Here is a 26,926-nt window from a genome sequence, read left to right as displayed (position 1 = left end):
CAGGCCGTCCCCTGACGGCCCCGACGCGGTCGCATCCGCGCCATGTCGGCTCACTTGGCCGGCAAATGTTACCAGACGGTTAAAGCCCCGTACTCCGGCGCATCCCGCGCCCGGATGGCGCGGGCTTGCGGGGCCAGAGGGGTCAGTTGGCCTTGCCCACCTTGACCGGCAGGGCGAACGGCTTGACCCCCAGCGCTTCATGGATCTCGCTGGGGTAATAGGCCGTATCGCCCTTGATGACCAGCGCCACTTTGCGGATATCGCCGATGTTCCTGGTCGGATCACCGTCAATCAGCACCAGATCGGAGCGTTTGCCAGGACTGACCGAACCCCGCTGGTCAAGCGTGCGGCTGTACTTGGCTCCGTTCCAGGTCGCGATCTGCAGCGCCTGGGACGGGGTCAGGCCGGCCTTCACGTAGAGCTCAAGCTCACGCTGCAGCGTGAAGCCCACCATCTCGTCGGTGCCGGCCACGATGGGCACGCCAGCCCGGTAGGCGCGGCCGACGAAGTCGACCATCTTGCTGTACGAGCGGTTGTACTTCGCTGCCGTGGCGTCGTCAGGGATGTTCATCTCGGCGACGCGGCGGCCGCGCTGGATGTCCGGCGGCAGGTGGTCGGCGACATCGGCGACGATCGGCGACATCTCACCCGCACGCTGATGCAGGAACTCGAATGTCGCCAGGGTCGGATCGATCACGATCTGCTTCGACGCCAGCGACTGGATGAAGTCCTGCACCGGCTTGCTGTCGAGATCGAGCGCGTCGGTCCTGTCGGCGACCAGGTAGAAGCGCGCCAGCGTGCGCGTGTCGGTCTTGTCGTCGACGAAGAAGTTCAGCATCAACTGATTGATGTGCTGGATCTCGTCGAAACCGCTGTCGACGACATCCTGCGCGCGGAGGAACGCCGGCACGTGTCCGCTGACGCGCAGGCCCTTGGCGTGCGCGTAGGCGACGGTGTCCTTCAGCACGTCCTTCGGGAACGAGTTGTAGATCTTGATCTGCGGATAGCCGTGCTCGGCATACCAGTCGACGGCCTTCTTCGCCTCGTCCAGGTCCTTGATGACGAAGCCGTTGCGCGCGGAGAACTTGCTTTCGCCCTCGATGAACCCGGCCGGGACGATGTCCGGCGACATCAGCGTGCCTGACTGGATCTCCTGCAGCATCTGCTGCAGTGTCGCGTTGTCGTTGCCCATGTCTCGCACGGTGGTGACACCGGCCGCGAGGTCGAGCCCGCCATCCCAGCGCCCCATGTGGCCGTGCATGTCGAACAGGCCGGGCAGCAGCACCTTGCCACCGGCGTCGACGACGTTGTCGGCCTTCGCCTTGCCCTTCCCCGCGGGCGCGACCGACACGATCCTGCCACCCTGCACCAGCACGTCGCTGGCCGGACCGAGAGTGGCCTTCTCGCTGTCGAACACGCGCGCATTGCGGATCAGCGTGGCGCCTTCGAGGCGATGACCCAGGCGCTTGGCAAGGTCGACCAGCGCTTCGCCCTCGGCGACTTTCTGCCTGGCTTCCAGCGCGTTCGCGTCAGCCTGGCAACCGTCCTCGATCAACTGCAGGTAGCCCGGATAGATATAGGCGAACAGACGCGGATTGGCGTCCGTGGTCGCCCAGGCGAAGGTCGGCGTCAGGCCGACACCGGTGACGGCCACCAACTGCACCTGGCGCTTGGCGCCGCCGCACTGCACCTCGGCCTGGTCGACCTTGCGCGACGTCAGCGTGCCGCTCGGGATCAGCGACAGCTTGCCGTCGGGCCGCTGCGCCAGCGCGTTGAGCGCAACCGAGAACGACGCCGGGGTGCCACCCAGCGGGGAGTACAGCGCGGTGCCGTCGACGCTCTGCCGGCCGTCGTCGGAGGTCGACCTCCACTGCGCCTGCGTGCCATCGCGCGTGAAGCTTTCGTCGACCTTGGCGCCGAACGTGGACGTGCCCTGGACCCGGTAGGTCTGGTACGTGCCGTCGGCGGCGAGACGGTATTCCTCCTTGAGCTCCGGGCCTCGGCCGTTGTCCTTGAAGATGAAGTCGACCGCGGTCGAACCGTCGTCGCGGACCGTCACCACCTGCTGGCCGGCCTGCTTGCCGCCGTCCACCAGAGCCACATAGCGCAGCGTTTCCGCGGCCAGGGCATTGCCGGCCATCCCCACGGCCAGCAGGCCTGCCAGCGCCGCACTCGATTTCAGCGTCACGACGTTCGACTTCATGCGATTCCCCTTGCCCCACGTGTTCAGGTTGATGAGCCGCCACATCCGGCAAGCCCACCCGCGCCTGCCTGGTCGCCGGAGTGTAGCCGTCCGGATACCGATGAAGCCGTTCACGGCCCCATGCCTTTCGTCAGGGGTCCGGCCGTGACCCTTCAGGTAGGCTGCGGGCTCCCTTTGACGAGGCAACCGTCCCATGAAGCACCCTCTCGCGCTGGCGCTGGCCGTGGCTTTGGCCGCAACCGCCCCCACCTATGCCAAATCCCCCAAGGCAGATACCTCCGTGAGTGCGCAAGCCGCGAATCCGTTCTTCGCCGACAGCCCGCTGTCGCTGCACTACCCGCAGTTCGACAAGATCAAGGACAGCGATTTCGCTCCTGCCTTCGACGCCGGCATGGCCGAGCAGCTGAAGGAGATCGATGCGATCGCCAACAATTCCGCCAAGCCGACCTTCGACAACACCATCATCGCGATGGAGAAGTCGGGCCGCACGCTGACCCGCTCGCTCACGGTGTTCTTCAACCTCGTCGGCACCGACACCAATCCGACGCGCGAAAAGCTGCAGGCCGAGTACGCGCCGAAGCTGTCGGCGCACCGTGACGCCATCAACCTCAATGGCAAGCTGTTCGCGCGCGTCAAGGCGTTGTACGAGACCCGCGACTCGCTGGGCCTGGACGCCCAGGGCGTGCGCCTGGTCGAGCGCTACTACACCGACTTCGTCCGCTCCGGCGCCAACCTGTCCGACGCCGACAAGGTCCGCCTGAAGCAGATCAACTCCGAACTGGCTGCACTGGGCACCAAGTTCAGCCAGAACGTGCTGGCCGAAGTGAACGCGTCCGCTATCGTCGTCGACACCAAGGAAGAGCTCGACGGCCTGTCCGACGAGCAGATCGCCGCCGCCGCTGAAGCCGCCAAGGCGCGCAAGCTCGAGGGCAAGTACGTCATCGCGCTGCTCAACACGACCGGCCAGCCGCCGGAAGCCTCGCTGACCAACCGCGCCCTGCGCGAACGTCTGCACAAGGCCTCGGTGGTCCGCGGCGCCCGCGGCAACGAGTTCGACAACACCGGCATCGTCTCGCAGGTCACCAAGCTGCGTGCCGAGCGCGCCAAGATGATGGGCTACCCGAACTACGCGGCCTACGTGCTGGAAGACGAGACCGCCAAGTCCCCGGACGCCGTCAACAAGATGCTCGGCCAGCTCGCCCCGGCGGCGGTCGCCAACGCCGAGCGTGAAGCCGCCGACCTGCAGGCGATGATCGACAAGGAGCAGAAGGCCAAGGGACAGCCGACCTTCAAGCTCGAGCCGTGGGACTGGGCCTTCTACACCGAAAAGGTGCGCCAGGCGAAGTACAGCTTCGACGAATCGCAGCTCAAGCCGTACTTCGAAATGAAGAACGTGCTGGAGAACGGCGTGTTCTACGCCGCCGGCCAGCTGTACGGCCTGAAGTTCAAGGAGCGCACCGACCTGCCGAAGTACCACGCCGACACCACCGTGTACGACGTGTTCAACGAGGATGGTTCGCAGCTGGCGATCTTCATCTTCGACCCGTACGCGCGCGCCTCCAAGCGCGGCGGCGCCTGGATGAACTCCTACGTCGACCAGTCCGGTCTGAGCGGCTTCAAGCCGGTGGTCGCCAACCACCTCAACATCCCCAAGCCGTCGGAAGGCAAGCCGACGCTGATGACCTGGGATGAGGTGACCACGGCGTTCCACGAGTTCGGCCACGCGCTGCACGGCATGTTCTCGAACGTGAAGTACCCGTACTTCAGCGGCACCAGCGTCCCGCGCGACTTCGTCGAGTACCCGTCGCAGGTCAACGAGATGTGGGCCGACTGGCCGTCGATCCTGGGCAACTACGCCAAGCACTACCAGACCGGCGCACCGATGCCGAAGGCACTGCTGGACAAGGTGCTGGCCACGTCGAAGTTCAACCAGGGCTTCGCCACCACCGAATACCTCGGTGCGGCCATGCTCGACCAGAACTGGCACCAGGCCACCGCCGACCAGCTGCCGGCCGCGGCTGGCGTGATCGGCTTCGAAGCCGATGCGCTGAAGAAGGACGGCGTCAACTTCTACGCCGTTCCGCCGCGCTACCGCACGACCTACTTCAGCCACATCATGGGCGGCTATGCGGCCGGCTACTACGCCTACATCTGGTCGGAAGTGCTGGACGCGAACTCGGTGCAGTGGTTCAAGCAGAACGGCGGCCTGACCCGCGCCAACGGCGACCACTTCCGCCAGAGCCTCCTGTCGCAGGGCGGCAGCGAGGACGCGCTGCAGCTGTTCCGCAACTTCGCCGGCCACGATCCGCAGATCGAGCCGCTGCTGGAGAAGCGTGGCCTGACCGCCGGCAAGGGCGCGGCAGGCGTCGACAAGGCTGCCAAGAAGTAAGCCGCACGCAACGTCGGATGCACGAAGCCGCCCGGAGAGATCCGGGCGGCTTTTTTTCGCCCGGTCCCCCTACCGGGGGATGGGCGTTGCCGGGTCCGCGCCCCAATTCGCTCGCATCCGGCGCGCTCCGCGCCGCGCACGGAGGCCGTCCATGATCATCGCCCGCTGGCATATCGACGCCCGCTTCGGTCACAAGCAGACCGTCATCGATTCAATGAAAAAGTGGCACAGCACCATCGCCATCGAGATCGGCTGGACCGCGGACAGGTGCCGCCTGATGACCGGTTCGGTCGGTGCACTGGAATCCACGATCGAAGTCGAGATCACGCTCAAGGACCTGTCCGAGCTCGATGCTTCGTGGAGCAAGCTTGCGACGATTCCCGCCCACAAGGAATGGAGCAAGGCGCTGGAGCCCTACATCGTCTCCGGCACACCGCATTGGCAGGTATTCCGCGTCATCGAATGATGATTACAGAACCTTGCGCCGCGCTGCTTCGTGCGCGTTTCGCGCGGCCACTCCCAGGTCGGGGTGATCGATGAAGAATCCGTGCACGCCGAGTTCAAGCAGCAACCGCGCCTCGTCCAGCACGGGCCGCTTTGCGCCGTCGGTTGTTCGCGACAGGAACGGCTCCTCCGCGCGCAACGTGTAGGGGTGAACCTGCAATCCGGCAGCGAGCGCCCGCGCAAGCAACGGATGCGTGCCCTGCTCCATCGCCGAAACCGACACCGGCAGACTGCCCTTCCAGGGGCCGATGGCGGTGGCGTAGCGCCCTTTCATCCAGGCAAGCGCGGACTCGCTGGCGAGGTCCGCGTAGTGCGTCTGCGCACCCGATGAAACGACTCCGTTCAAGCCGCTGTAGATCTCCGCGAGGTCCGCACCGCGGGCCGCATTGAAGAGCACATCGTAAGGCCGCGTGAACTCCAGCTCGCCCATCAACTGCACCAGCGGCACGCTCACATTCGAACGCGGCATGACGACATCATGGAGTTCGATCAGGTTCGCGATCTCGAAGCTCTGGATATAGACGCGTTCCGGATCAGTGAAGTCCTCCGCTACCAGCGTGTCCACCAGCATCTGGCCCAGCGACAGGCCGATGACGCTGCCATCGAGGCGGCGCCCCTCGAATGCAAAATAGGTCGGGTGCTTGGTTTCGGGATAGATGCCGATGCGGCGTCCGTCGCGGCTCTCGCGCTTGGCCAGCTGCACCACCTCGGCGAAGGTCGGGATTTCGTACAGGCCATCGAAACGGGCATTGTCTGGGCGCAACTCGGGAATGCGTTCTTTCGCGCGCAGCGTCTTGAGTTCGGCCAGCGTGAAGTCTTCTGTGAACCAGCCCGTCATGCTGGCGCCATCCACCGGCTTGGTCGTCCTGCGATCGGCAAATTCCGGGCGCGCGGCGACGTCGGTCGTGCCGGAAATCTCGTTCTCGTGCCGGACGACCAGCACACCATCCTTCGTCGCCACCAGGTCGGGCTCGATGAAATCGGCGCCCTGGTGGATCGCCAGCCGGTACGCCTCCAGCGTGTGCTCCGGCCGGTAGCCGCTGGCGCCGCGGTGGGCGATCACGATGGGGCTCGTATGGGCTGCCATTCGCATGCGGTTCCGGTGTCGTCTGCGTCGAGTCTATTTCAGCGTAACGCGACCGTTCGGCGGCTCAGTGAACGTGTTCTCAGTGGACGTGCTTCGGTGGCGGCTCGTCATGGCTGGCCAGCGCAGTCCAGATCGCTGTCTCGGGCTCGCGCAGCAACTGCTTGCGTGCGGTGCGCTCATCGTCGGCATCGAGCGGGGCCGTGATCTCGACCTGGCCCGCCACCAGCGTCGCCACCGCCACGCCGTCGCGATAGAGCACACGCGATCCGCTCAGGCGCGCGACCTTGTCACCGGGCAACACGGTACCGACCAGGTTGAGCGGGTCGGCGGCCGACAGGCAGATCCAGGCACCGTCATGCGCTCGCTGGCGCACCTGGCGCAGCAGGCCGATCGCCTCCGGCAGCGCGAACTGCTCGCCCGACAGGCCGGCGATGAAGCGGCCGCCGCGGATTTCACCGCGCGCTTCGAGGCGGTGATAGACGCGCAGCAGCTCGCGCCACGGCGGTAGCCAGCCCGCCTCGCGTTCCAGCAGCCGCCAGCACACCACGCCGTAACGGCGCAGCAGTACGCGGGCAATGTGTTCGATCGCCTCGGGATCGGGCTTCTTCCCTGCTTCAACGACGGGCGCCGGACGGCGGATCAATGCCCAGCGTCCTGCGTCCTCGATGCCGAACAGCGCGGCGCGACGGCGCCGCTGGGGCTGCGCGCTGGGACGCTTCGATGCGGGCACGAGGAGCGCACGCAGGCCGGCGTAACTGTCGCCGTGCACGCGGCCGTTCGCGACCAGCTCGGCCAGCGCATCTTCCAGTTCGGTCCGCAGCAGATGCGCGCCGGTCACGAGTTCATCGAAGAACGAAGCGCCATTCTGTTCCAGATGATCGACCACCCGCTGCGCACGCGACGACAATGATTCATCGGCCGAAGGCGGCGGTGCGAGCCGCGCCCACATCGCGGCATTACGACGAGGCAGGAGCACCACCGGCGTGGCACGGACGGACGTCGTGCCCCGCCCGCCTTCGGTGGCGTTGGCGCGGAGCCGCGTCCACATCACGCGACCGGCGGTGCACAGGTCGTCCAGCCAGGTGATCGAGTAGTCGAGCACGCGTGCCGGGAGCAGTTCGCCTTCCCACGCCGCGGCGGGCGCCTCGTAGCCCTCCAGTTGCGCGAGCACGCCTTCCAGCGCCTCAGGCCCGCTGACGCGGGTACCCGGGCTGACCCGCTGCCAGTCGAACAGGAAACGCATGAAGTCGCGTGGTTCGACAGGCTCGATCTCGCGACGCAGGCGCTTGAGCGTGTACCGGTGGATGCGCGCCAGCAGGTGCCGTTCGCACCACTCGTCTTCGCTCGCGCCGGGCGAGGACGTACTGGGTGAAAAGCGGCCCTGCATCACGTAGCCCTCGCCTTGAAGGTGCAGCAGCGCCACGTCGATATCGCCACGCGACAGCGACAGGTCGTCGGCCAACGCGCGCGCGGTCACCGGACCCAGCCCGGTCAGGCGCGAGCGCAGCAGTTCGACCAGCGCTTCCTCTCGCGACCACTCCTGTTTCGCATATTCGGCGGGCGCATCGATAGCGGGTCTCAACGGTGAGTCCGGGAAGATCGCGCGCAACTGTGGAAGCCGTTCCGCCGCGACCCAAAGACCGTGACCGTCGCTGCCTCGCAGCGCGATCGCGCTACCTGCCACCGGTGGCTCCATGCGCGTGGCGCGGTGCGCCTTCACCAGCCGCTGCAGCCAGTCGGCCCAGCCGTTCTCTCGCGCCTCGCGTGCGGTGACCACGCCGAGTCCCATCAGCGCCTCATGCATCTCGTCCGCGTTGCGCACCTGCGGCCAGGCTTCCTCGCGCACCGCCTCGATCGCGTCGCGGTCGAGCCGGCCGAGGTCATCCGCGCTCTGCGGGTCGGCATACCGGCGTGTCTGCACCGCCTGGGTGCGGCGCTCCTCCAGCGGAGCATCGTCGAGGAACGAGTACGGACGCGCATTGAGCGCCTCGGCGGCGAACGGCGACGGCGCCATCAGATCGCGCGCGACCACTTTCACGTCACCCGATTCAAGCCCGCGCAGCAGCTCCAGCCACTGGTCGACGTCCATCGCCTCGTGCAGGCAATCGTGCAGCGTCTGCGCGACCAGCGGATGGTCGGGCACCTCGCGCTCGCCGACCAGGTTCTCGGCACAGGCGACCTGGTCGGGGAACACTGTCGCCAGCAGGTCTTCGGACTTCATGCGCTGCAGTTGCGGCGGCACCTTCTTGCCGCCGACGAAGCGCGGCAGCGCCAGCGCCGTGGTCGCGTTCCAGCGCCAGCGCACCGGGAACAGCGGAGCATCGAGCAGCGCCTGGATCAGCACGTCGCAAGCCGAGCTGGAATGCAGGTAGCGCGCAACCTCCTCCAGTGGGAAGCTGTGGCTGGTCGACAGCGACAGCACGATCGCGTCCTCGGTCGCGGCCGCCTGCAGTTCGAAGTTGAACTTGCGGCAGAAGCGCTTGCGCAGTGCCAAGCCCCAGGCGCGATTGACCCGGCTGCCGTAGGGCGTGTGTATGACCAGTTGGGTGCCGCCGGAGTCGTCGAAGAAGCGCTCCAGCACGATCGTGTGCTGGGTCGGCATCTCGCCCAGTGCGGCCTGCGTCTGGCCGAGGTATTCGGCGATCTGCTCGGCGGCGGCGCGCGGAAGCTGCAACTCCTCGGCAAGCCAGCGAACCACCTCGCTGCCTCCGCTGCCCATCGCGATCCGCTCCGCCACGTCCTCGCGCAGACGCGACACCGCGAACGACAGTTCATCGGTGCGACCGGGCGCCTCGCCCAGCCAGAACGGGATGCTCGGCGGCAGGCCTTCGGCATCCTCCACGCGCACGCGGCCGGGCTCGACACGCAGGATGCGGTAGCTGGCGTTGCCGAGCTGGAAGATGTCGCCGGCCATGCTCTCGATGGCGAAATCCTCGTTGATGGTGCCGATGTTCTGCGCCTGCGGCTCGAGGATCACCGAGTAATCGGCGGTGTCGGGGATCGTGCCGCCCGACATCAGCGCGGTGGTGCGCCCGCCCTGGCGTCCGCGCAGCTTGTGGTTCACCGCATCGCGGTGCAGGTAACCCGCGCGGATGCCGCGGCGGGTGGTGAATCCGTCGGCGAGCATTCGCACGACGGCATCGAAATCCTTGCGCTCCAGCGTGCCGTACGGCCTGGCGCGGCGCACCCAGTCGTACAGCGCATCCTCGTCCCATTCGCGGCACGAGGCCTCGGCGACGATCTGCTGCGACAGCACGTCCAGCGGTGCAACTGGCATTACCAGCGCGTCGAGCTCGCCGCGCCGCACGCTGTCAAGCAACGCTGCGCACTCGACCAGTTCATCGCGCGTCTGCGGGAACAGCCGCCCCTTGGGCACGCCGCCGACATGGTGGCCGGAACGGCCGACGCGCTGCAGGAAAGCGGCAATCGAACGCGGCGAGCCGAGCTGGCAGACCAGATCCACATCGCCGATGTCGATGCCGAGCTCCAGCGACGCGGTCGCGACCAGCACGCTCAGTTCGCCACGCTTGAGGCGCTGTTCGGCGTCCAGGCGCAGTTCCTTGGCGAGGCTGCCGTGGTGCGCGGCGACGTGCTCCTTGCCGAGCAGGTCGCCCAGGTTCTTGGCCGCGCGCTCCGCCATGCGCCGCGTGTTGACGAAGACGAGCGTGGTGCGGTGCTGCTTCACCAGTTCGGCGACGCGGGCGTAGACCTGCTCCCACTGGTCGTTGGACATCACCGCGCTCAGCGGCGTCGGCGGCACCTCCATCGCGAGGTCGCGCTGGCGGGTGTAGCCGATGTCGACGATTTCGCAGTCCGGCGTGCCGTCCGGCGCCATCGCTGCGGCGCCGACCAGGAAGCGCGCGACCTCCTCGATTGGCTTCTGCGTTGCCGACAGGCCGATCCGGGTGAGACGGCGGCCGCACAGCGCTTCCAGCCGCTCCAGCGACAAGGCCAGGTGGCTGCCGCGCTTGCTCGACGCCATCGCGTGGATTTCGTCGACGATGACCTCGCGCACGGTCGCCAGCATCGCCCGCCCCGATTCGGATCCGAGCAGCACGTAGAGCGATTCCGGCGTGGTCACGAGAATGTGGGGCGGCTTGCGCCGCAGTTGCGCACGCTCGTTCTGCGTCGTGTCGCCGGTGCGCACCGCGGTGCGGATATCGACATCGGGCAGGCCGAGGCGCTCGAGCTCCGCGCGGATGCCCGCCAGCGGTGCTTCCAGATTGATGCGGATGTCGTTGGACAGGGCCTTCAGCGGCGAGACGTAGACCACCACGGTTTCATCGGGCAGGCCGGACTGCACCGGCTCCTCGCCGAACAACCCCGGTCCGCCGCCTTCCAGGCCCTGTCGCACCAGGCTGTCGATCGCGCACATGAATGCGGTCAACGTCTTGCCCGAGCCGGTAGGCGCCGCGACCAGCGTGTTGCGGCCGCTGCGGATCGCCGGCCACGCCTGCGCCTGCGCCTGGGTCGGTGCAGGAAAGGTGTCGGCGAACCAGGCGGCGACGGCGGGATGGAAGGCTTCCAGAGGCATGGGATGGATGCTGCCGTGGCGGCGTCTCAACCTGTGAGACGGAACCGGAGTGTTCCTGCCCGCGGCTGAACAGACCGTCGCGCGCAGCCCACGAATGGAGCACTCGTGGGATGAGATCATGGCGGCCGTGAACATGCTTTCCAATCCCGTACCCGAGGCCGCGCAGCGACTGCGCCAGTGGTTTGCCTCGCACCGGCGGTTGTTCGTGCTGACCGGAGCCGGCTGCAGCACCGGCTCCGGCATCCCCGACTACCGCGATGCGGACGGCCAATGGAAGCGCACGCCGCCGGTGACCTATCAGGCCTTCACCGGCGACGCGCACACCAACGCCCGCTACTGGGCCCGCAGCTTCATCGGCTGGCCGCGCATGGCCCAGGCCCATCCCAACGACGTGCACCGCGCGCTGTCGCGATGCGAGGCCGAGGGACGCATCACCACGCTGGTGACCCAGAACGTCGACGGTCTGCACCAGCGTGCCGGCAGCCGCGAGGTGATCGACCTGCACGGACGCATCGATACGGTCGTCTGCCTGGGCTGCGGCGAGCGCCACTCGCGCGCGGAGATGCAGGAGAGGCTGTCGGCAATGAACCCCGCCTGGAGCGGTCTCGATGCCGCCACCGCCCCCGATGGCGACGCCGACCTGGAGGGCCACGACTTCTCGCGCTTCGACGTGCCGGCCTGCGAACGCTGCGGCGGCATGCTCAAGCCCGATGTCGTGTTCTACGGCGAGAACGTGCCGCGTCCGCGCTATCAGCAGGCGCTGGCCGCGCTGACCGCGTCCGATGCGGTGCTGGTGGTCGGCTCCTCGTTGATGGTCTATTCCGGCTACCGCTTCGTGCGGCAGGCAACGGAAGCAGGCGTGCCGGTGGCGATCCTCAACCGCGGCCGTACCCGCGCCGACGACTTGGCCGGCTTGAAGCTGGAAGCCGATGCCGGAGCGGTGCTGACCGCCGCTCTGGGCTGAGTCAGTCGAGATACTCCCAGGTATCGGCGCCATCAAAGTGGCGCACCGGCACCGCGGCGATCACCGCCGGATCGAAGTTGCGCATGTTGACGCCAACGCGCTCCAGCCCCGGCTGCAGGGGTTCCCAATGGGTGATGCAGCCACAGTGGCTGCAACGCACCGTGCGCAGCGTGCGGTCGCCCCACACGTACTCGCTGGTGTGCTGCGGATGGCCAATGACGCGCACGGCATCCGGCGGGTAGTACGCCCACAGCGCCGCGTTGCGGCGGCACAGTGAGCAGTTGCAGTCGAGCAGCGACTGCGGAGGCTCCGGGACCTCGATCTGGACGGCGCCGCAGTGGCAGCTTCCCGAAATCATTCCGGAGCCTCCTGCGGCGCCCGCGCCTTACGCTTCCTGTCCGCGCGCAAGCACGCTGCTGCGGCGGCCGTAGGCCAGGTAGGCGACAACACCCAGCGCGTTCCACAGCAGGAACCACAGCTGGGTCTTCTGCGGCAGGCTCCAGAACAGGTACAGGCAGCCGAGGATCGCGACCGGACCGACCACCCACGCCAGCGGCGTGCGGAAGATGCGCTTGCGGCCGGGATCGCGCTTACGCAGCACCAGCAGGCAGACCGCCACGGCCGTGAAGGCCGCCAGCGTGCCGGCATTGGCGAGCGCGGCGATCTCGTCCAGACGCGCTACGCCAGCCAGTGCCGCGACCAGGATCGCGGTGAAGGCGGTGATCGCCACCGGCGTGCCGGTGCGCGGGTTGACCTTGGACAGGCTGCGCGGCAACAGGCCGTCGCGCGACATCACGAAGAAGATGCGGCTCTGGCCATAGAAGAACGCCAGCAGCACCGTCGGCAGCGCCACCACGGCCGCGCCGGCGACGATCTTCGCCGCCGTGCCCTGCCCCAGTTCGCGCATGATCAGCGCGAGCGGTGCCGGACTCTGGCTGAACACCGTGTAGCTCAGCGCGCCGACCGCGGCCAGCGCGACGACCATGTAGATCACCGTGCAACCCACCATCGAACCGATGATGCCGATCGACAGGTCGCGGCCCGGGTTCTTGGTTTCTTCTGCCGCGGTGGAGATCGCATCGAAGCCGTAGAAGGCGAAGAAGATGATCGCCGCGGCTGCCATCACGCCGCGTTCGACGCCGTCGGGCCCCATCTGCTTGGCGAAGCCGAACGGCATGAACGGCTCGAGGTTGTCCGGGTTGAAGTGCGGCATCGCGATCGCGACGAACACGCCCAGCGCCACCACCTTGATGACCACCAGGATCGCGTTGAGCGTGGCGCTTTCCTTGGTGCCGACGATCAGCATGCCGGCCACGGCGAAGGTGATCAGCACCGCCGGCAGGTTGATGATGCCGCCCGCGTGCGGTCCCGCCGCCAGGGCATGCGGTATGTGGATGCCGAGGCCATTGAGGAATTCCAGCACCGAGCCGGACCAGCCCACCGCGACCGCGCTGACGACCAGCGAGTACTCCAGGATCAGGCTCCATCCGACCACCCAGGCGATCGCCTCGCCCAGCACGATGTAGCTGTAGGTGTAGGCGCTGCCGGCGGCGGGCATCATCGTCGCCATCTCGGCATACGCCAGCGCGGCGCAGGCGCAGACCACGCCCGCCACCAGGAAGGACAGCAGCACCGCCGGGCCCGCCAGGTTGGCGCCGACGCCGATCAGGGTGTAGATGCCGGTGCCGACGATGGCGCCGATGCCCAGCGCGATCAGGTGGGGCCAGCTCAGGGTGGGCACCAGCCGGCGCCCCTCCTCATGCACGGTGACCTGATCGATGTTCTTGCGCCGGAACCATGTCTGCATAGAACCCCCGTCTTGGGCAGGCAAAGGATGAAAGGACGCACATCATGTGCCATCCACCCCGGCCTTGGCGATGTGCAGTGCAGCTTGCGTGTTGGACGAGGGCCTGCTGAGGCCGCTGTCAGCGCGGCGCCACGTACCCGCCCGGGACACCCTGGGGCGACAGGACCAACTGCCACAGTTGTGAGCGGCGGCTGCGGAAGGAGGCCATCGAGCTGCACAGGTAGAACCGCCACATACGGTGGAAGCGTTCGTCGTAACGCGCTTCGAGCCGTGGCCAGGCGGCCTCGACGTTGTCGCGCCAGGCCTGCAGCGTGCGGTCGTAGTCGGTGCCGAAGTTGTGCCAGTCCTCGATCACGAAGCGCCCTTCCACGCTTTGCGTGATCTGTTCGGCAGATGGCAGCATCGAGTTGGGGAAGATGTACTTGCCGATCCAGCGATCGGTGTGCCGCACCGACTCGTTGCCGCCGATGGTATGGAGCACGAACAGGCCCTTCTGCGGGTCCAGGCAGCGCCGCACCGTGTCGAAGTAGATGTCGTAGTTGCGCACGCCGACATGCTCGAACATGCCGAGAGAGAACACGCGGTCGAAACGCTCGTCGATTTCGCGGTAGTCCTGCAGGCGGATCTCAATCGGCAAGCCATCGCACAGTTGCCTCGCAAACTCCGCCTGCTCGCGAGAGACCGTGATGCCGACGCCGCTGATGCCATAACGTTCGGCAGCGTACTTGAGTGCCTCGCCCCAGCCGCATCCGACGTCGAGCACGCGCAGCCCCGGGCCAAGGTCGAGCTTGCGGCAGACCAGGTCGAGCTTGGCCTCCTGCGCGGCATCGAGGTCGTCCAGCGGCATGCCCGAGGCATTGCGCCAGTAGCCGCAGCTGTACACCAGGCGATGGCCGAGCATCGCCGCATACAGGTCGTTGCCGAGGTCGTAGTGGCGGCGCCCGATGGCGAAGCTGCGCCGGCTGGATTGCATGTTGATCAGCCGCGCCTGCAGGCCGGCAATCAGATCGCCCAGGCCGCGCACGCGTTCGTCCACCCGCGCGCGCAACACCTGGAAGAGGAAGCCATCCAGCGAAGGCGCATCCCACCAGCCGTCCATATACGACTCGCCCAGGCCCAGCGAACCCTGCGCGAGCACGCGCGCATAGAAGCGCGGCTCATGCACCTGCAGGTCCCACGGTCGTTCTCCGCCGACCCGCACATCTGCGGAGGCGAGCAGTTCCTCGACCTTGCTGCGGGACGACAATGCCGGCATGGCGACCTCGTGTCGGCCACCGCCCGGCGCTGGTTGCGCAAGGTCGGCGGGGCGCCGCAATTGCCGCGGCGCCCGTTCATCGTAGCGAGGGGCCGTAAACGCGGCGTCAGCCGCCCGCGAACAGGCCGCGATACTCCGGAGCGAGGAACGGCAGCAGCACCGAGGCCGGCACGTCCACCGTCTGGGTGCCGTCCGAGTACGGGCCAACCTGATAAGGCGCGAACACGAAGCGCAGCGCCGACAGCTTGCCGCCCACGCCGACTACCGGTTCGAACTGGGCGAAGTGCGCGGCGTCGGCCTCGGTGCCCTCATCGATCATCTGGCCGGCGCTCTTGATCACCTCGGCGCGCTCGGCGGCATCCAGGTCGTCCGCGTCGATGCGCTGCGACAGCGCGGTATGCAGCTGTTCGCGCACGTAACCGGAGATGGCGTTCCAGCCCTGCTTGCCGGGCACCAGGTCGCTGGCGAGCAGGCGCCGGTTCTCCTGTGGCAGCCAGACGAAACGTTCGAGCAGGGGCGCGCCATGCGCGCCACCGGTATAGCTGCTGCCGTCTGCAGCGACGGCGACCAGCGCCGGCGAGTCCATCACCATCGAAAAGCTAAGTGACAGGTCGTAAGGCGCAGGCGCATCGGGCCGGCGTTCGGATGCGGCCTGCACCAGTTCGGCGCGGGCATCATCGGCGTAGCGCCTGAGTTCGGCGGCCAGGCCCGGGTACTTCGCTGCGGCCGGCGGATAGCTGATGCCGATGACGTAGTTGGACGTCGTCTCGACGACGTCCTTCAGCTCCGTCGCCGACACCGCGGCCGGTGCGGGCGGCGTCGCGGCGGGGGCCGGCTGCGGCGCCGGGGCTTCACGGCGGCAGGCCGCGCACAGAATCAGTAGGACGATCAGCAGGACAGCACGAAACAACACCCAGCGCGAAGCACGGCCGGACGATACGGACACGGGGGGTCGAACCACGACAGATTCCATTCCGGGGGAGGGGATAACGGAATCATAACGAACGTGACGTGATGCCGGAATTGACACCACGCAAGTCACACCTTGTCGATCAACTCACCACTGCGTGCGGTTGGGCAGCAGGCCGTGCAATTCGGCGTCGGTCAGGTTGCGCCATTGCCCGACTTTGAGATGGGCCATCTTGACGTTGCCGATGCGCACCCGCATCAGCTGTTTCACGCGGAAGCCGAAATGCGCGGCCATCAGGCGGATCTGCCGGTTGAGGCCCTGCACCAGCACGATGCGGAAGCCGAACTTGCCGAGCCGGCCGGTCTTGCACGGCAACGTGGTCTGCCCGTGCAACGGCACGCCGCGGCTCATGCCGCGCAGGAACTCGTCGGTGACCGCGTGGTTCACCGCGACCAGGTATTCCTTTTCCAGCTTGTTCTCGGCACGCAGAATCTCGTTGACGATGTCGCCGTTGCTGGTCAGCAGGATCAGCCCTTCGGAGTCCTTGTCGAGGCGGCCGATCGGGAAGATGCGGCGCTCGTGTCCGACGAAGTCGACGATGTTGTCCTTGACGCCCGATTCGGTCGTGCAGGTGATGCCAACCGGTTTGTTTAGGGCGATGTAGATGTGCTGGCGCTTGCCCGGCGCGACCTTGCGCACGCGCAGGGCCTCCCCGTCGACCAGGACCTCGTCGCCCTCGCCCAGTTCGGCTCCGACGCGCGCGCGCACGCCGTTGACGGTGACCCGTCCCTCGCCGATCAGCCGGTCGGCCTCACGCCGCGAGCAGAAACCGGTATCGCTGATGTGCTTGTTCAGGCGCATTGGGGGCGGCGCGTCGGGATCGGAAACGGGCGCGCATGATACCTGTGCGGGCGCCGGGCCAGGATGATCGCCCTTCCGGGCACGAAGGCTCGGGCCCGCAGGGCTCCGTTCGCCGCGGGCCAACGGCCCGCCCTTGCGGCGGGCACGAAAGCCTTGGGCTCATCCCAGTTGCTGGTTGAACTCCGGATGGCGCTCGGCCCACGCCGCGGCGTAGGAGCATTCCGGGCGCACATGCAGGCCCTTTTCGCGGGCGTACTCGAACGCTGCCTGGACCAGTTCCCCGGCAATGCCCCGGCCCGAGATCGGATCGGGCACGCCGGTATGCGTGATCACCAGGTGGTTGCCGTCGAGGTAATAGTCCAGGCGCGCGTGATGCCCGTCGACGATGGCACTGAACTCGCTGGCGGCGGAATCGTGGGTGATGGCGTGGCCGGTCATCGGCCCTCCTCGATGATCGTGGTCAGCGGTGGTCGCGCTTGCCCTGGTTGTGCCGGTCCTGGCTGCTGATGCTGCCCTGGATCGCCTGCATGCGGCTCTCGTTGGCGTGCAGCTCCTCGGCCTTCGCCGCCGCGCCCTCGGACTGGAACCCCGGACCCGGCACGTGGCCGTGCTGCGGGTCGAGCTGCTGCCACGGCTGCGCGTGACGATCGTGCTCGTGCTTGGCTTCCAGCAGGCGACGGGTGTTGGCGAGGGCCTGCTCCGGCGTGATGTGCCGCTTCCTCACGGCCTTGCGAACGGCCTTCTTCGCCACCGCTCCGGCCACGACCGTCTTGGCTCCGCGCTTGACGACCTTCTTGGCGACGACCTTCTTCACCGCCCGCTTGGCGACCTTCTTCGTGACGGCCTTCTTCACGACGCGCTTGGCCGCCTTCTTCGCGACCGCCTTCTTCACGACGCGCTTGGCGACCTTCTTCGCAGCGGCCTTCTTCGCAGCGGCCTTCTTCACGACACGCTTGGCGGCCTTCTTCGCGGCAGTCTTCTTCACGACGCGCTTGGCGACCTTCTTCGCCGCCGCCTTCCGGACCACTTTCTTCGCCACCTTCCTGGCCACGGCCTTCTTTGCCGCCTTCTTGGCAACCTTCTTTGCGGCGGTCTTCTTCGCGGCTTTCTTCACGGCTTTACGGGCAGGGGTCTTGCCGGCACGGCGGGCGCTAGTGGCCATTGGCGTCTCCTTCGGTCTGTGGACAGCAGGTGAGCGTGGTTCGTGGGCGTAGCGATACCACGATCGACCTGCACGAACAGTGATCGCGCGCCTAGCGCCATGGCGTGGTGTTGTCCATCACCCGTTCCCTCACCCGCCGCAAACGGTCCTGACACGCCTGCCCGGGACGTTTTTTTACATACCGCAGGTGTGAATCCAGACGTTCAGATGCGCATCATTCCGCACATTCCGGTCAAAGAAGGCGACGATCAGCTGCTGACCGAGCGTCTGTTCGATCTCGCCTTGAACGGCGATACCGCCAGCGACGAGCTGAATGCCATCGACGCCCAGGTCTATGCCCGCCTCGAAGAGGCGTATGGGCACGACACCGAAGATCACCTGCCCCACGCGCGCGTGCGGCAGCCGGAGGACGACCGGCTCAGCCGAGCCTGGGGTTCAGCAACCGCTGCACAAATTCCGCCCCTACCGTGGGCTCCATGAGCAGCATGAACAGCACGCCGTAGACGGCACCCGACAGGTGCGCGCTGTGGTTGATGTTGTCGCCGCCGCGGCGGTCCATCCAGAACGAATACGCCACGTAGCCGACGGCATACAGGATCGCCGGCAGCGGCACCACGAACACGATGATCAGTGCCCACGGCTTCAGCAGGATGTAGGCGAACAGCACCGCCGACACCGCGCCCGAAGCGCCCAGGCTCCGGTAATGCGGGTCGTGGCGGTGGCGCAGATAGGTCGGCAGGATCGCGATCACGATCGCTGACAGATAGAACACCACGAACCCGATCGGCCCGATGATCTGGCCGATCACCTGCTCGACCACGCGCCCGAAGAAGTACAGCGTGATCATGTTGAACAGCAGGTGCGACCAGTCGGCATGGATGAAGCCGTGCGTCAGCAGGCGGTCGTACTGCTTGCTGCGATCGATCGCCGGCGGCCACAGGATCAGCCGGTTCAACAGCGCCGGTCGCTCCCAGGCCAGCCAGGACACCAGTACGGTCACGGCGATCAGGATGAAAGTCAGCATGGGCTCCAGCTCGTAGCGAAAAAGCACCCTCCCGCCCCTCCCCTTCGCCTATGGCGAAAGGGAGGAAGAAGAATCAGGCGGCGCGATAGTTGTCCTGCATCGGGTAGCTGCGCGCGTAAAGCGCGAAAGCCGCCGCGGCCAGGAACGCGAAACCGGCGAAGAAGAACATCAGGAACGCGTTCTCGCTGAGGCCGGTGCTGGCGATGTGCGATATCACCGCTTCATTGCGCACGCCGGCATTGGTCAGCAGCACCCACAGGCTGCCGAACGTGCTGGCCAGGTACCAGAACGCCATGATCACGCCCTTCATCGCCTGCGGCGCCTGGCTGTAGGCGAACTCCAGCGCCGTTGCCGACACCAGCACTTCGCCGAAGGTCAGCAGCGCGTACGGCGCGATCTGCCAGGCCAGCGACACCGGATCGCCGCCGTCGATCCACAGCTGGATCAGGCCCGCCACCACCCACGCCAGGCCGGAGAAACCGATGCCGGCGCCCATGCGCCGCAACGCGGTCGGGTTGAATCCGAGCTTGCGCAGCGCCGGATACAGCACGAGGTTGTTGAACGGAATCAGCAGCATCACCAGGGCCGGGTTCAGCGCCTGCATCTGCGCGGCGTCCTTGACCAGCCAGCTCGGCCACCACCACGCCTCGTGCGGCATGGCCATCTCGTTGCCCTGCAGCACCCAGGTCGAGGCCTTCTGGTCGAACAACGACCAGAACGGCGTTGTCAGGGCGAACACGATCAGGATGCGCAGCACCGCACGCACGCCGTCGACGGCGGCGTCGGGATGCTTGCCACGCGCGCGCTCGAGCTGCATCGACGCGCCCATGCCGCCGAAGGCGATGACCAGGCCCAGCGCCATGCAGGCGCAGATGACGAAGCCGAGCTTGGGGATCAGCGCCAGCGCGCCGAGCGCCAGCACACCGCCGAGCGCCGCGACGGTCAGGCCCGCACGTCCCTGCCCCGGCGCCTGCGCCAGCAATGCGGTGCGGCACACGTGCAGGAACGAGTTCGGGTCGGCCGCCGTCGGCGGCACGTTGACGTACTGCTTGCGGCCCAGCCAGAAGATCAGCGTGGCGATGAACATCAGGATGCCGGGGATGCCGAACGCGACTGCCGGACCGTAGCTGCGCAGGAAGATCGGCATCAGCAGCGAGGCGAAGAAGCTGCCGAAGTTGATGATCCAGTAGAAGGCGTCGAAGACGACCTTCGCCAGGTGCTTGTTGGTCTGGTCGAACTGGTCGCCGACGAACGACACCACCAGTGGCTTGATGCCACCGGAGCCCAACGCGATCAGGAACAGGCCGGTGTAGAAGCCGGTGCGGTTGTCCTCGAACATCGCCAGGCAGGCATGGCCGGCGCAGTAGATCAGCGAGAACCACAGCACCGTGCGGTATTTGCCGAAGAAGCGGTCCGACAGCCAGCCGCCCAGCAGCGGGAAGAAGTACACGCCAATGACGAAGCTGTGGAAGATTTCCTTGGCGATGCCGGCGCGTTCGGCCTCGGGCGCGTACAGCAGGAGCGTACTGACCAGGAACGGCGTCAGGATGTTGCGCATCCCGTAAAAGCTGAAGCGCTCGCAGCCTTCGTTGCCGATGATGTAGGGAATTTGGCGCGGGAGCTTGGCGCTGCCTGCGGCGGCGGTGTTCTCGGCGGGGCTTGCGCTGGTCTGGATCGTCATCCGGTTCTGCCTGTTGCGTGGGTAGCGGCGCGAATCCGTTCGCGAGGCGGGAGCCCGCCGCCGGGTCCGCCACGCGTGGCGGAGTCCGGACACAAAAGCAGCGGAGGTAGGCTCCGCTGGTTTCTGGAGATTAGCAGGCGGCGGACGGCCCGCGAAGCGCCGCCGGCGGCCCGCCCCGTCGGGCGGACCGTGGCTGTCTTACTGAACGGCGCCGGCCACCTCGCCCGCCGCGCCTTCCACTTCGAGCTCGTAGCGGAAGTTCTGCATCGACTCGCGCGGTCCTTCGCGGAACGTCGCCGCGATCGCGAGCTGGTGCTTCCCCGGTGGCAAGGGCTTGAGCATCAGCCAGTAGCCATCACTGGCGCCAGACACGCCGCCGGGCCCGCTGAAGCAGTCCTGGCTGGCGACGCGCATGCGCTTGAACTCGCCGACCGGACGGCCGTCGAGCAGCACCAGGCCGGAAATGACATGTTCGGCAAAGCGGGCGGCCTGCGCGCGCTTCTGCTCGCACGACCACGCTGCGTCGCCGGGAGGCCCCGCGGTGACGACCCAGTTGATCAGCGGCACGAACAGGTGCCGGTCGGCCGGTACCTTGCAGCTGCGCACTGCGTCGAAGTTGCCGTCGGTGCCGGCCAGGAACCACACCGGCCCCTGCTCCTGATGCTGCGTGCAGCGGCGTCCATCGGGATCGAGGTAAGGGACATCGGCAGCGTCGAAACGGGCGACCCATTGCCACCAGCGCTCGCTCCATCGCGCCTGGCCGGCGCTGTCCACGGCCGTGTCAGACGGAATCCAGTGCGAAGCGAGCGAGGTCTCCTCGATCGGCGGGAGCGTTCGCTCGCGCTCGATCCAGCCCAGCTCCTCGCCGGCATCCTTCAATTCCTTGCAGCCGGAGGCCAGCAACGGCAGGAGCGCGCAGAGAGCGACAGCCAGCCATGGCGTGCGATTGCGTTGCGGCATCAGGCCCATTCGGTCAGGCCCTCGCGCTCGTACAGCGTCTTGAACGACGGCCGCGCCTTCATGCGCTGCGCCAGTGCGGCCAGGTGCGGCCACTGGAGGGCTGGCCTGGGCATGTTGCGGGTCCAGCGCATCAGCATGGTCAGGTAGAAGTCGGCTGCGCTCATGCGCTCGCCGAGCAGGTACGGTCCGTTCGCGGCCAGGTGTGCATCGAGCCGGTCCCAGGCCGCTTCGATGCGCTGGCCCACGCCGTGCTTCACAGCCTCGGCGTGCTCGGCATCGATGTCCTGCGGATACCACCACAGGCGCAGCGGCGACTGCACCGTGTTGGCGATGTTCAACATCCACTGCAGGTACTCGCCGCGACGCGTGTCGTCCGCCGCAGGCGCGAGGCCCGCATCGGCATGGCGGTCGGCCAGGTGCATCACCAGCGCTGCCGTCTCATACAGCGGCTTGCCGCCGTCGACCAGCGTCGGGACCACGCCGTTGGGATTGAGGGACAGGTATTCCGCGCTCTTGTGTTGCTTGGAAGCGGTGTCGACCAGCCGGAGTTCGTGCGGCACCCCGAGTTCGATCAGCAGCCAATGCACGACGAAGCTTGCCGCACCGGGCGAGTAATACAGGCAATACATGCAGGTCTCCCCTTTGGATGCAGGCATGATCGCATGGGCACGCCTTCCGGAATGTGGCGTCCGTCGGCGACGAACGCGAGGCCTGCTGCCATCCGGCGTCAGCAGCGTGATGCATGGCCGCGGCAGGGCCGCGCCGCTCGGCTACCATGCGCCCACCTTTAGCGAGACCTTTCCGCGCAATGACCCGCACCCTCCTGCTCTCCGCGCTGCTGGCGACGCTGCCGGCACACGCACTCGCCCATGGCGACGCGTTGACCACGGTGTCCGAACGCAGCGGCTTCGTCCGCACCGGCCGCTACGACGAAGTCATCGCGCTGTGCGACGCGTTCGCACGCCGCTACCCGGACGCCGTGCGTTGCGCCGACTTCGGCACCACGCCTGAAGGCCGTCCGATGAAGGTTCTGGTCGTCTCGAAGTCCGGCGCGCTCACGGCGGAAGCGGCCAAGGCGAAGAACCTGCCCGTGATGCTGATCCAGGGCGGCATCCATGCCGGCGAGATCGACGGCAAGGATGCGGGATTCCTCGCGCTGCGCCAGGCACTGGAGGGCGAAGCCGCGCCGGGCGCGCTGGAGAAGCAGGTGTTGCTGTTCGTGCCTGTGTTCAACGTCGACGGCCATGAGCGTTTCGCGGCATGGAACCGTCCGAACCAGCGCGGCCCGGAGGAAATGGGCTGGCGCGTCACCGCGCAGAACTACAACCTCAACCGCGACTACGTGAAGGCCGATACGCCGGAAATGCAGGCGATGCTGCGCCTGGTCGAAGCGTGGGACCCGCTGGCCTACATCGACCTGCACGTCACCGACGGCGCCAAGTTCGAGCACGACGTCTCGATCCAGGTCGAACCGGTCAACAGCGGCGACGAGCCGCTGCGCACGGACGGCAAGGCACTTCGCGACGGCGTGATCGAACGCCTGGCCGCGCAGGGCTCGCTGCCGGTGCCGTTCTATCCCTCGTTCGTGGTTAGCGACGACCCGGCCTCGGGCTTCGAGGACGGCGTCGCCACGCCCCGTTTTTCGCAGGGCTACTTCCAGCTGCGCAACCGGCTGGGCATGCTGGTGGAGACGCATTCCTGGCGCGAGTACCCGCACCGCGTGAAGGTCACGCGCAATACCATCGTCGCCCTGCTCGACCTGGTCGCGCAGCACGGCAGCCAATGGCGTCGAGACGTCGCCGCGGCCGATGCGCGCGCCGCGAAGCTGGGCGGCCAGCCGGTCGCGCTCGACTACAAGGCCACGGCGAAGACCCGCACGATCGACTTCCGCGGCTATGTCTACACGCGCACGCCATCGGAGGTGTCCGGTGCGCTGATGACCCGCTACGACGAAAGCCAGCCGCAGGTCTGGCACGTGCCGATGCGCGACGAGATCGTGCCCGACCACGTTGTCGCCGCGCCGAAGGCCGGCTACCTCGTTCCAGCCGCGCATGCCGCGTGGGTCGCGGGCAAGCTCGACCAGCACGGCGTCCAGTACCGGCGCATCGGCGGCGCGCTGAGCAAGGCGCCGGTCGAAGCCTTCCGCGCCGATACGTCGGTCTTCGACGCGAAGTCGCTGGAGGGACATCAGCGCCTCACGCTCACCGGCGCGTGGAAGCCGGAAACACAGGACCTCGTCGCCGGTGCGCTTTTCGTACCGATCGCCCAGCCCAAGGCGCGCCTGGCGATGGCGCTGCTGGAACCGTTGGCGCCGGACGCGCTGGTGGCGTGGGGCGAGTTCAACACCCACTTCGAGCGCAAGGAGTACATGGAGGACTACGTCGCGGAGGAAGTGGCGCGCGACATGCTCAAGGATCCGAAGGTAAAGGCCGATTTCGAGCGGCGCCTGAAGGACGATCCCGCATTCGCAAAGGATTCGCAGGCACGCCTGGAATATTTCGCGCGCCGGCACTCCTCGTGGGATTCGCACTATCGTCTTTACCCGGTGCTGCGCACCGATAGCGCACCACGCTGATGCATCGTCCAGCTGACGCGGGCTGAACAAACGCCTCGCTAGGCTGGCCACGGCTTGTCATCCCCGCACCCGGCCGGACTCGCTCCGGTCGCAGGCGGGGACGACGACAAACGTCCACGGAGACACACCATGAACCCTCGTTTTCTCAGCCTTGCGCTCATTCCCGCCCTGGCGATTTCACTGGCCGCGTGCCAGTCCACTCCGGCAGGCGCATCCAGCGGCAATGCCACCAGCGGTCCGTCCGAGCACGTGATCACGGGCACCGCGACCTACCTCGAACGCATGAAAGTGCCGCCGGGCGCGAGCTTCCACGTGCAGTTGATCGACAGCCAGCTTGCCGACACGCCCAAGGCGGTGTTGTCGGAGATCACGATGAAGGACGTTGCCGGCGCGCCGTACCACTTCACCCTGCCCTACGATCCGAAGACGCTGCGCAAAGGCGGCATGTACGGCCTGCATGCTTCCTTGAACGGGCCGAACGGCGAACTGTGGTTCGTCACCGACACGCGCGTGCCGGTCGATCCGGCCAGCAGCGCGCCGGTGGAGTTCCGCATGGTGCGCGTCCCGGGACCGGGGGAAACACAGGCGAATGCCGCGGCCAATGTCACCCACTGGAGTTGCGGCGACCTGCATGTCGGAGCGACTTTCGACAACGCCGCCGATCGGGTCGTCCTCGCTTTCGCCGGCCGAAGCCTGCCGCTGCTGCATGCGATGGCCGCGTCCGGCGCACGCTACGCCGACGGTTCCGGCAACGAGTTCTGGACCAAGGGCGATGCCGGCGTGTTGACGCTGGCCGGCGAGAAGAAGCGCGACTGCACGCAGGCCGACTCGGCTCGCTGATGCGGGCCCACCGCCCTCAGCAGTTCATGTACTTCCAGTTGCGTGGCTTGCCCTCGGCCAGCCACTCGACGGTCTGTTCCAGGCGCCGCTTGCGGGTGTCCTCGCGCTTGGCCTCGGTGATCCATTCGATGTAGTCGCGGCGGTAGCTGGGCGCAAAGCCCTCGAACGTGGCGTTCGCCTTCGCGTTCTTCGCCAGCGCTGCAGCGAGGTCCGGCGGCACTTCCAGCGCCGGCTTCGGTCCCTTGGTGGCGTTGGCGGGCGTGCGCGTGGCACCGCTGTCGATCAGCTGCATGGCCTGGCGGAGATAGCCGGTCAGTTCGCGCTTGCCAGGAAGGTCGGAGATCCTGGTCAGACGACCAAACTGTCCCATGCCCTCGCCGGCCGCATCGGCGCCGCCGACGACCTGCGCGCCCTGCCAGAAACCGAATGCCGCGTGCTGCTTGAACGCGGCCATGCTGCACAGGATCTTGCCGCGGTAGGTGAAGCTCGGCGCGCCCCACTTCAGCGTCTCCACCACCTCGGGGCAGGCCGCATGCACCGCCGCGCGCAGGTGGGTGAGGATCGGCCTGGCGAACTCGGCCGCCTTGGCGATATAGGCATCGATGCGCGGGTCCTGCTCGGCCATGAACGGGCTCCTTGGGGTTCGCGGCCTATTGTGCACCGGGTTTTGCGTTGGCTCGGGCAGAGGCCACGGCAAGACCGGAGGGCACCGTCATGCTGCGATTCGACCGGCGTACGCCACCCACCCACATCCGTGTGCAACGGCGCATGGGCCTGACCCGCGCGCAGGAGCTGATGATGATGGTCTGCGAGGACAACGGCTGGACGCTGCGCTTCGTGCGCGGCCCGCTGGAACACCCCACGCCGGTGATGTTCGCAGGCGAGCAGGACTACCTGGTCGTGCGCGCCGACGGCAGCATCGACGACGACATCCAGCTGCGCCACTGAGCCGTACGCGTCACGCCAGCAGCGGCCAGCGCCGCACCACCTCGTAGTCCCGGCCCGGGCGGCTGTCGACGAGCACGAACGCATCGACACGCCATGGCAGTGGCGCGACCGGTTCCGGCGCGATGAATCGGCGCACGTTGCGCAGGATCGTCAGGTGCGGCGCGAATGCCTGCCCGTGCGGCTTCACCGGCACCTTCGCGCGGGCCAGGGCGATGCCCATCTCATCCCACAACCGCAGCAATTCCGGCGGCCGGTGCTGCGTGCCAAGCCACCACACGTGGCTGCCATGGAAACTGCCGGCGCAGTCCAGGGTCATGTCGAACGGCGGCAACTGCAGTGTGTCCGCGGCCGCGCAGGCGTCGCCGATCAGCGACGGCGGAAGCGGATTGAAATCGCCGAGGAACTGCAGCGTCATGTGGTAGCGCGCGGCGGACAGCAGGCGTCCGCCGGGATCGTGGCGCTGCATCAGCTCGCGCGCCACCTCGTCGATGCCCGCACGCAGCGTGTCGTCGGGCCACAGCGCGAAGAACAGGCGGTGCATGCCGTCCTGTGCCGCATCGCCGCGATGGCCGACGGGCTTCATCGCCTTATCAGCGCTTCGCTGGCGCCGCGCCTGCCTGCTTGCGCAGGTAGTCGGCCAGGCCGCCGAGCTGCAGGCCCTGTACCTGATCGACCACAGGCGCGAACTTGCCCAGGTCGTCCGGCGCATAGCCGCCGGCGCGCAGGAACAGCGTGATGCGCGTGCCACCGCCTTCGGCCGGGGCGAGCCGGAACTCGACCACGCCGCCTAGGCCCATGCCCTGCAGCGGACCGAGGCCACCGACCATGCGCAGGGTCTTGCCCGGATCGACGAAGGTGACGGTGAGGTGCTGCGCCTGCTGCGCTCCGGCGATCTCGCAGAAGCAGCCACCGGCACGCGCGTCGATGGACAGCTTCGATGCGGCGCCCCACCAGGTGTGGTCCTTCGGCCACCAGCGATCGACGTCCTGCGTCAGCGCCTTCCATGCCGTTGTGGCATCGACCGGAACGACCTGGCTGTTCTCGATGGTGAAGCCGTCGCGTGCGGAGTCCTTAACCTCGGCGTGGGCGATCGCGCACCAGCCGAGCAACAGTGAGACGACCGTCAGGGTGAGCGAGCGCATGGCGAAGGCCTCATGGTGGACCCGCCGATTATTTGCTCCTGGGCGAAAGGTTGGAAGCACGGATTTGGGAAGGAGGCCCT

Annotated in this window: 23 protein-coding genes and 1 pseudogene; 6 read left to right on the top strand and 18 right to left on the bottom strand. The window is 67.3% G+C overall.

The features are described 5' to 3' along the window. Positions 1-142 precede the first annotated feature (142 nt). A complete protein-coding gene (locus IU514_RS11610) occupies positions 143-2,203 on the bottom strand; it encodes an amidohydrolase family protein (RefSeq protein WP_228760683.1) in 2,061 nt (686 codons plus the stop codon). 193 nt (positions 2,204-2,396) lie between these two features. Here IU514_RS11610 and IU514_RS11605 point away from each other — a divergent pair. After that, positions 2,397-4,596 (top strand): annotated as a pseudogene (locus IU514_RS11605) (M3 family metallopeptidase); the annotation flags it as partial. 147 nt (positions 4,597-4,743) lie between these two features. Then, positions 4,744-5,058, top strand: coding sequence for a hypothetical protein (locus IU514_RS11600; protein ID WP_194931283.1), 315 nt, complete (start codon positions 4,744-4,746; stop codon positions 5,056-5,058). Between the two features lie 3 nt (positions 5,059-5,061). Here IU514_RS11600 and IU514_RS11595 read toward each other — a convergent pair whose 3' ends face one another. Both IU514_RS11595 and IU514_RS11590 read right to left on the bottom strand, forming a co-directional pair. After that, positions 5,062-6,183: a glycerophosphodiester phosphodiesterase family protein gene (locus IU514_RS11595; RefSeq protein WP_228760682.1), complete on the bottom strand. Its 1,122-nt coding sequence runs from the start codon at positions 6,181-6,183 to the stop codon at positions 5,062-5,064. Between the two features lie 79 nt (positions 6,184-6,262). Next, complete coding sequence (locus IU514_RS11590) at positions 6,263-10,726, bottom strand: DEAD/DEAH box helicase (RefSeq protein ID WP_324187838.1); 4,464 nt, start codon at positions 10,724-10,726, stop codon at positions 6,263-6,265. Between the two features lie 124 nt (positions 10,727-10,850). Between IU514_RS11590 and IU514_RS11585 the strand changes: the two genes are divergently transcribed. After that, the gene (locus IU514_RS11585; protein ID WP_194931280.1) at positions 10,851-11,681 is read left to right on the top strand and encodes an NAD-dependent protein deacetylase; all 831 of its coding nucleotides are present in this window, start codon (positions 10,851-10,853) and stop codon (positions 11,679-11,681) included. 1 nt (position 11,682) lies between these two features. Here the strand turns inward: IU514_RS11585 and IU514_RS11580 are convergent, their stop codons facing one another. The 12 genes from IU514_RS11580 to IU514_RS11525 form a co-directional block, all read right to left on the bottom strand. After that, on the bottom strand, positions 11,683-12,039 hold the full coding sequence (locus IU514_RS11580) for a GFA family protein (protein ID WP_194931279.1): 357 nt from the start codon (positions 12,037-12,039) through the stop codon (positions 11,683-11,685). Between the two features lie 27 nt (positions 12,040-12,066). Continuing rightward, a complete protein-coding gene (locus tag IU514_RS11575) occupies positions 12,067-13,488 on the bottom strand; it encodes an amino acid permease (protein ID WP_194931278.1) in 1,422 nt (473 codons plus the stop codon). Positions 13,489-13,606: 118 nt separating this feature from the next. Continuing rightward, positions 13,607-14,743: a cyclopropane fatty acyl phospholipid synthase gene (gene cfa, locus IU514_RS11570; RefSeq protein WP_194931277.1), complete on the bottom strand. Its 1,137-nt coding sequence runs from the start codon at positions 14,741-14,743 to the stop codon at positions 13,607-13,609. A 106-nt stretch (positions 14,744-14,849) separates the two neighbouring features. Beyond that, positions 14,850-15,689, bottom strand: a complete 840-nt coding sequence (locus IU514_RS11565) for a DUF3298 and DUF4163 domain-containing protein (protein ID WP_324187823.1) — start codon at positions 15,687-15,689, stop codon at positions 14,850-14,852. A 111-nt stretch (positions 15,690-15,800) separates the two neighbouring features. Beyond that, positions 15,801-16,514 (bottom strand): pseudouridine synthase, encoded by a 714-nt coding sequence (locus tag IU514_RS11560; RefSeq protein ID WP_194931275.1) that lies wholly within the window; start codon positions 16,512-16,514, stop codon positions 15,801-15,803. A 159-nt stretch (positions 16,515-16,673) separates the two neighbouring features. Continuing rightward, on the bottom strand, positions 16,674-16,952 hold the full coding sequence (locus IU514_RS11555) for a GNAT family N-acetyltransferase (protein ID WP_194931274.1): 279 nt from the start codon (positions 16,950-16,952) through the stop codon (positions 16,674-16,676). Positions 16,953-16,974: 22 nt separating this feature from the next. Further along, on the bottom strand, positions 16,975-17,676 hold the full coding sequence (locus IU514_RS11550; RefSeq protein ID WP_194931542.1) for a hypothetical protein: 702 nt from the start codon (positions 17,674-17,676) through the stop codon (positions 16,975-16,977). A 174-nt stretch (positions 17,677-17,850) separates the two neighbouring features. Continuing rightward, a complete protein-coding gene (locus tag IU514_RS11545; RefSeq protein ID WP_194931273.1) occupies positions 17,851-18,063 on the bottom strand; it encodes a hypothetical protein in 213 nt (70 codons plus the stop codon). Between the two features lie 31 nt (positions 18,064-18,094). After that, the gene (locus IU514_RS11540; RefSeq protein WP_194931272.1) at positions 18,095-18,700 is read right to left on the bottom strand and encodes a rhomboid family intramembrane serine protease; all 606 of its coding nucleotides are present in this window, start codon (positions 18,698-18,700) and stop codon (positions 18,095-18,097) included. Positions 18,701-18,773: 73 nt separating this feature from the next. Next, complete coding sequence (locus IU514_RS11535) at positions 18,774-20,381, bottom strand: POT-type proton-dependent oligopeptide transporter (RefSeq protein ID WP_194931271.1); 1,608 nt, start codon at positions 20,379-20,381, stop codon at positions 18,774-18,776. A gap of 198 nt (positions 20,382-20,579) precedes the next feature. Continuing rightward, positions 20,580-21,341, bottom strand: a complete 762-nt coding sequence (locus tag IU514_RS11530; RefSeq protein ID WP_194931270.1) for a hypothetical protein — start codon at positions 21,339-21,341, stop codon at positions 20,580-20,582. Beyond that, a complete protein-coding gene (locus IU514_RS11525) occupies positions 21,341-21,970 on the bottom strand; it encodes a glutathione S-transferase family protein (protein WP_194931269.1) in 630 nt (209 codons plus the stop codon). The genes IU514_RS11530 and IU514_RS11525 overlap by 1 nt, the downstream gene beginning before the upstream one ends. A gap of 179 nt (positions 21,971-22,149) precedes the next feature. Here IU514_RS11525 and IU514_RS11520 point away from each other — a divergent pair, with 179 nt between their 5' ends. Beyond that, positions 22,150-23,916, top strand: coding sequence for a M14 family metallopeptidase (locus IU514_RS11520; protein ID WP_194931268.1), 1,767 nt, complete (start codon positions 22,150-22,152; stop codon positions 23,914-23,916). A gap of 129 nt (positions 23,917-24,045) precedes the next feature. Then, positions 24,046-24,756, top strand: coding sequence for a YbaY family lipoprotein (locus IU514_RS11515; RefSeq protein WP_194931267.1), 711 nt, complete (start codon positions 24,046-24,048; stop codon positions 24,754-24,756). Between the two features lie 16 nt (positions 24,757-24,772). Here the strand turns inward: IU514_RS11515 and IU514_RS11510 are convergent, their stop codons facing one another. After that, complete coding sequence (locus tag IU514_RS11510; RefSeq protein WP_194931266.1) at positions 24,773-25,381, bottom strand: YdeI/OmpD-associated family protein; 609 nt, start codon at positions 25,379-25,381, stop codon at positions 24,773-24,775. Between the two features lie 89 nt (positions 25,382-25,470). On the opposite strand from IU514_RS11510, the gene IU514_RS11505 reads away from it, so the two are divergent. Beyond that, positions 25,471-25,704 carry a hypothetical protein gene (locus tag IU514_RS11505; protein WP_194931265.1) on the top strand — a complete coding sequence of 78 codons (234 nt, stop codon included), beginning with the start codon at positions 25,471-25,473 and terminating at the stop codon, positions 25,702-25,704. Between the two features lie 10 nt (positions 25,705-25,714). On the opposite strand, the gene thpR is transcribed toward IU514_RS11505, so the two are convergent. Together thpR and IU514_RS11495 are read right to left on the bottom strand one after the other, a co-directional pair. Further along, complete coding sequence (gene thpR / locus IU514_RS11500) at positions 25,715-26,287, bottom strand: RNA 2',3'-cyclic phosphodiesterase (protein WP_194931264.1); 573 nt, start codon at positions 26,285-26,287, stop codon at positions 25,715-25,717. Between the two features lie 7 nt (positions 26,288-26,294). Beyond that, a complete protein-coding gene (locus tag IU514_RS11495; protein WP_194931263.1) occupies positions 26,295-26,846 on the bottom strand; it encodes an SRPBCC family protein in 552 nt (183 codons plus the stop codon). Positions 26,847-26,926 lie beyond the last annotated feature (80 nt).

Source organism: Lysobacter niastensis (genome assembly GCF_015453285.1).
GTDB lineage: Bacteria > Pseudomonadota > Gammaproteobacteria > Xanthomonadales > Xanthomonadaceae > Lysobacter_J > Lysobacter_J niastensis.
The sequence above is the reverse complement of the archived record's forward strand: the minus strand, read 5'-3'. Positions and strand labels throughout refer to the sequence as shown.

What these genes read in the sequence shown, in the direction of transcription:
- IU514_RS11610 (WP_228760683.1), bottom strand. Translation starts at nt 2,203, where the DNA reads ATGAAGTCGAACGTCGTGACGCTGAAATCGAGTGCGGCGCTGGCAGGC.
- IU514_RS11600 (WP_194931283.1), top strand. Translation starts at nt 4,744, where the DNA reads ATGATCATCGCCCGCTGGCATATCGACGCCCGCTTCGGTCACAAGCAG.
- IU514_RS11595 (WP_228760682.1), bottom strand. Translation starts at nt 6,183, where the DNA reads ATGGCAGCCCATACGAGCCCCATCGTGATCGCCCACCGCGGCGCCAGC.
- IU514_RS11585 (WP_194931280.1), top strand. Translation starts at nt 10,851, where the DNA reads ATGCTTTCCAATCCCGTACCCGAGGCCGCGCAGCGACTGCGCCAGTGG.
- IU514_RS11580 (WP_194931279.1), bottom strand. Translation starts at nt 12,039, where the DNA reads ATGATTTCGGGAAGCTGCCACTGCGGCGCCGTCCAGATCGAGGTCCCG.
- IU514_RS11575 (WP_194931278.1), bottom strand. Translation starts at nt 13,488, where the DNA reads ATGCAGACATGGTTCCGGCGCAAGAACATCGATCAGGTCACCGTGCAT.
- cfa (WP_194931277.1), bottom strand. Translation starts at nt 14,743, where the DNA reads ATGCCGGCATTGTCGTCCCGCAGCAAGGTCGAGGAACTGCTCGCCTCC.
- IU514_RS11560 (WP_194931275.1), bottom strand. Translation starts at nt 16,514, where the DNA reads ATGCGCCTGAACAAGCACATCAGCGATACCGGTTTCTGCTCGCGGCGT.
- IU514_RS11555 (WP_194931274.1), bottom strand. Translation starts at nt 16,952, where the DNA reads ATGACCGGCCACGCCATCACCCACGATTCCGCCGCCAGCGAGTTCAGT.
- IU514_RS11550 (WP_194931542.1), bottom strand. Translation starts at nt 17,676, where the DNA reads ATGGCCACTAGCGCCCGCCGTGCCGGCAAGACCCCTGCCCGTAAAGCC.
- IU514_RS11540 (WP_194931272.1), bottom strand. Translation starts at nt 18,700, where the DNA reads ATGCTGACTTTCATCCTGATCGCCGTGACCGTACTGGTGTCCTGGCTG.
- IU514_RS11535 (WP_194931271.1), bottom strand. Translation starts at nt 20,381, where the DNA reads ATGACGATCCAGACCAGCGCAAGCCCCGCCGAGAACACCGCCGCCGCA.
- IU514_RS11530 (WP_194931270.1), bottom strand. Translation starts at nt 21,341, where the DNA reads ATGCCGCAACGCAATCGCACGCCATGGCTGGCTGTCGCTCTCTGCGCG.
- IU514_RS11525 (WP_194931269.1), bottom strand. Translation starts at nt 21,970, where the DNA reads ATGTATTGCCTGTATTACTCGCCCGGTGCGGCAAGCTTCGTCGTGCAT.
- IU514_RS11520 (WP_194931268.1), top strand. Translation starts at nt 22,150, where the DNA reads ATGACCCGCACCCTCCTGCTCTCCGCGCTGCTGGCGACGCTGCCGGCA.
- IU514_RS11515 (WP_194931267.1), top strand. Translation starts at nt 24,046, where the DNA reads ATGAACCCTCGTTTTCTCAGCCTTGCGCTCATTCCCGCCCTGGCGATT.
- IU514_RS11510 (WP_194931266.1), bottom strand. Translation starts at nt 25,381, where the DNA reads ATGGCCGAGCAGGACCCGCGCATCGATGCCTATATCGCCAAGGCGGCC.
- IU514_RS11505 (WP_194931265.1), top strand. Translation starts at nt 25,471, where the DNA reads ATGCTGCGATTCGACCGGCGTACGCCACCCACCCACATCCGTGTGCAA.
- thpR (WP_194931264.1), bottom strand. Translation starts at nt 26,287, where the DNA reads ATGAAGCCCGTCGGCCATCGCGGCGATGCGGCACAGGACGGCATGCAC.
- IU514_RS11495 (WP_194931263.1), bottom strand. Translation starts at nt 26,846, where the DNA reads ATGCGCTCGCTCACCCTGACGGTCGTCTCACTGTTGCTCGGCTGGTGC.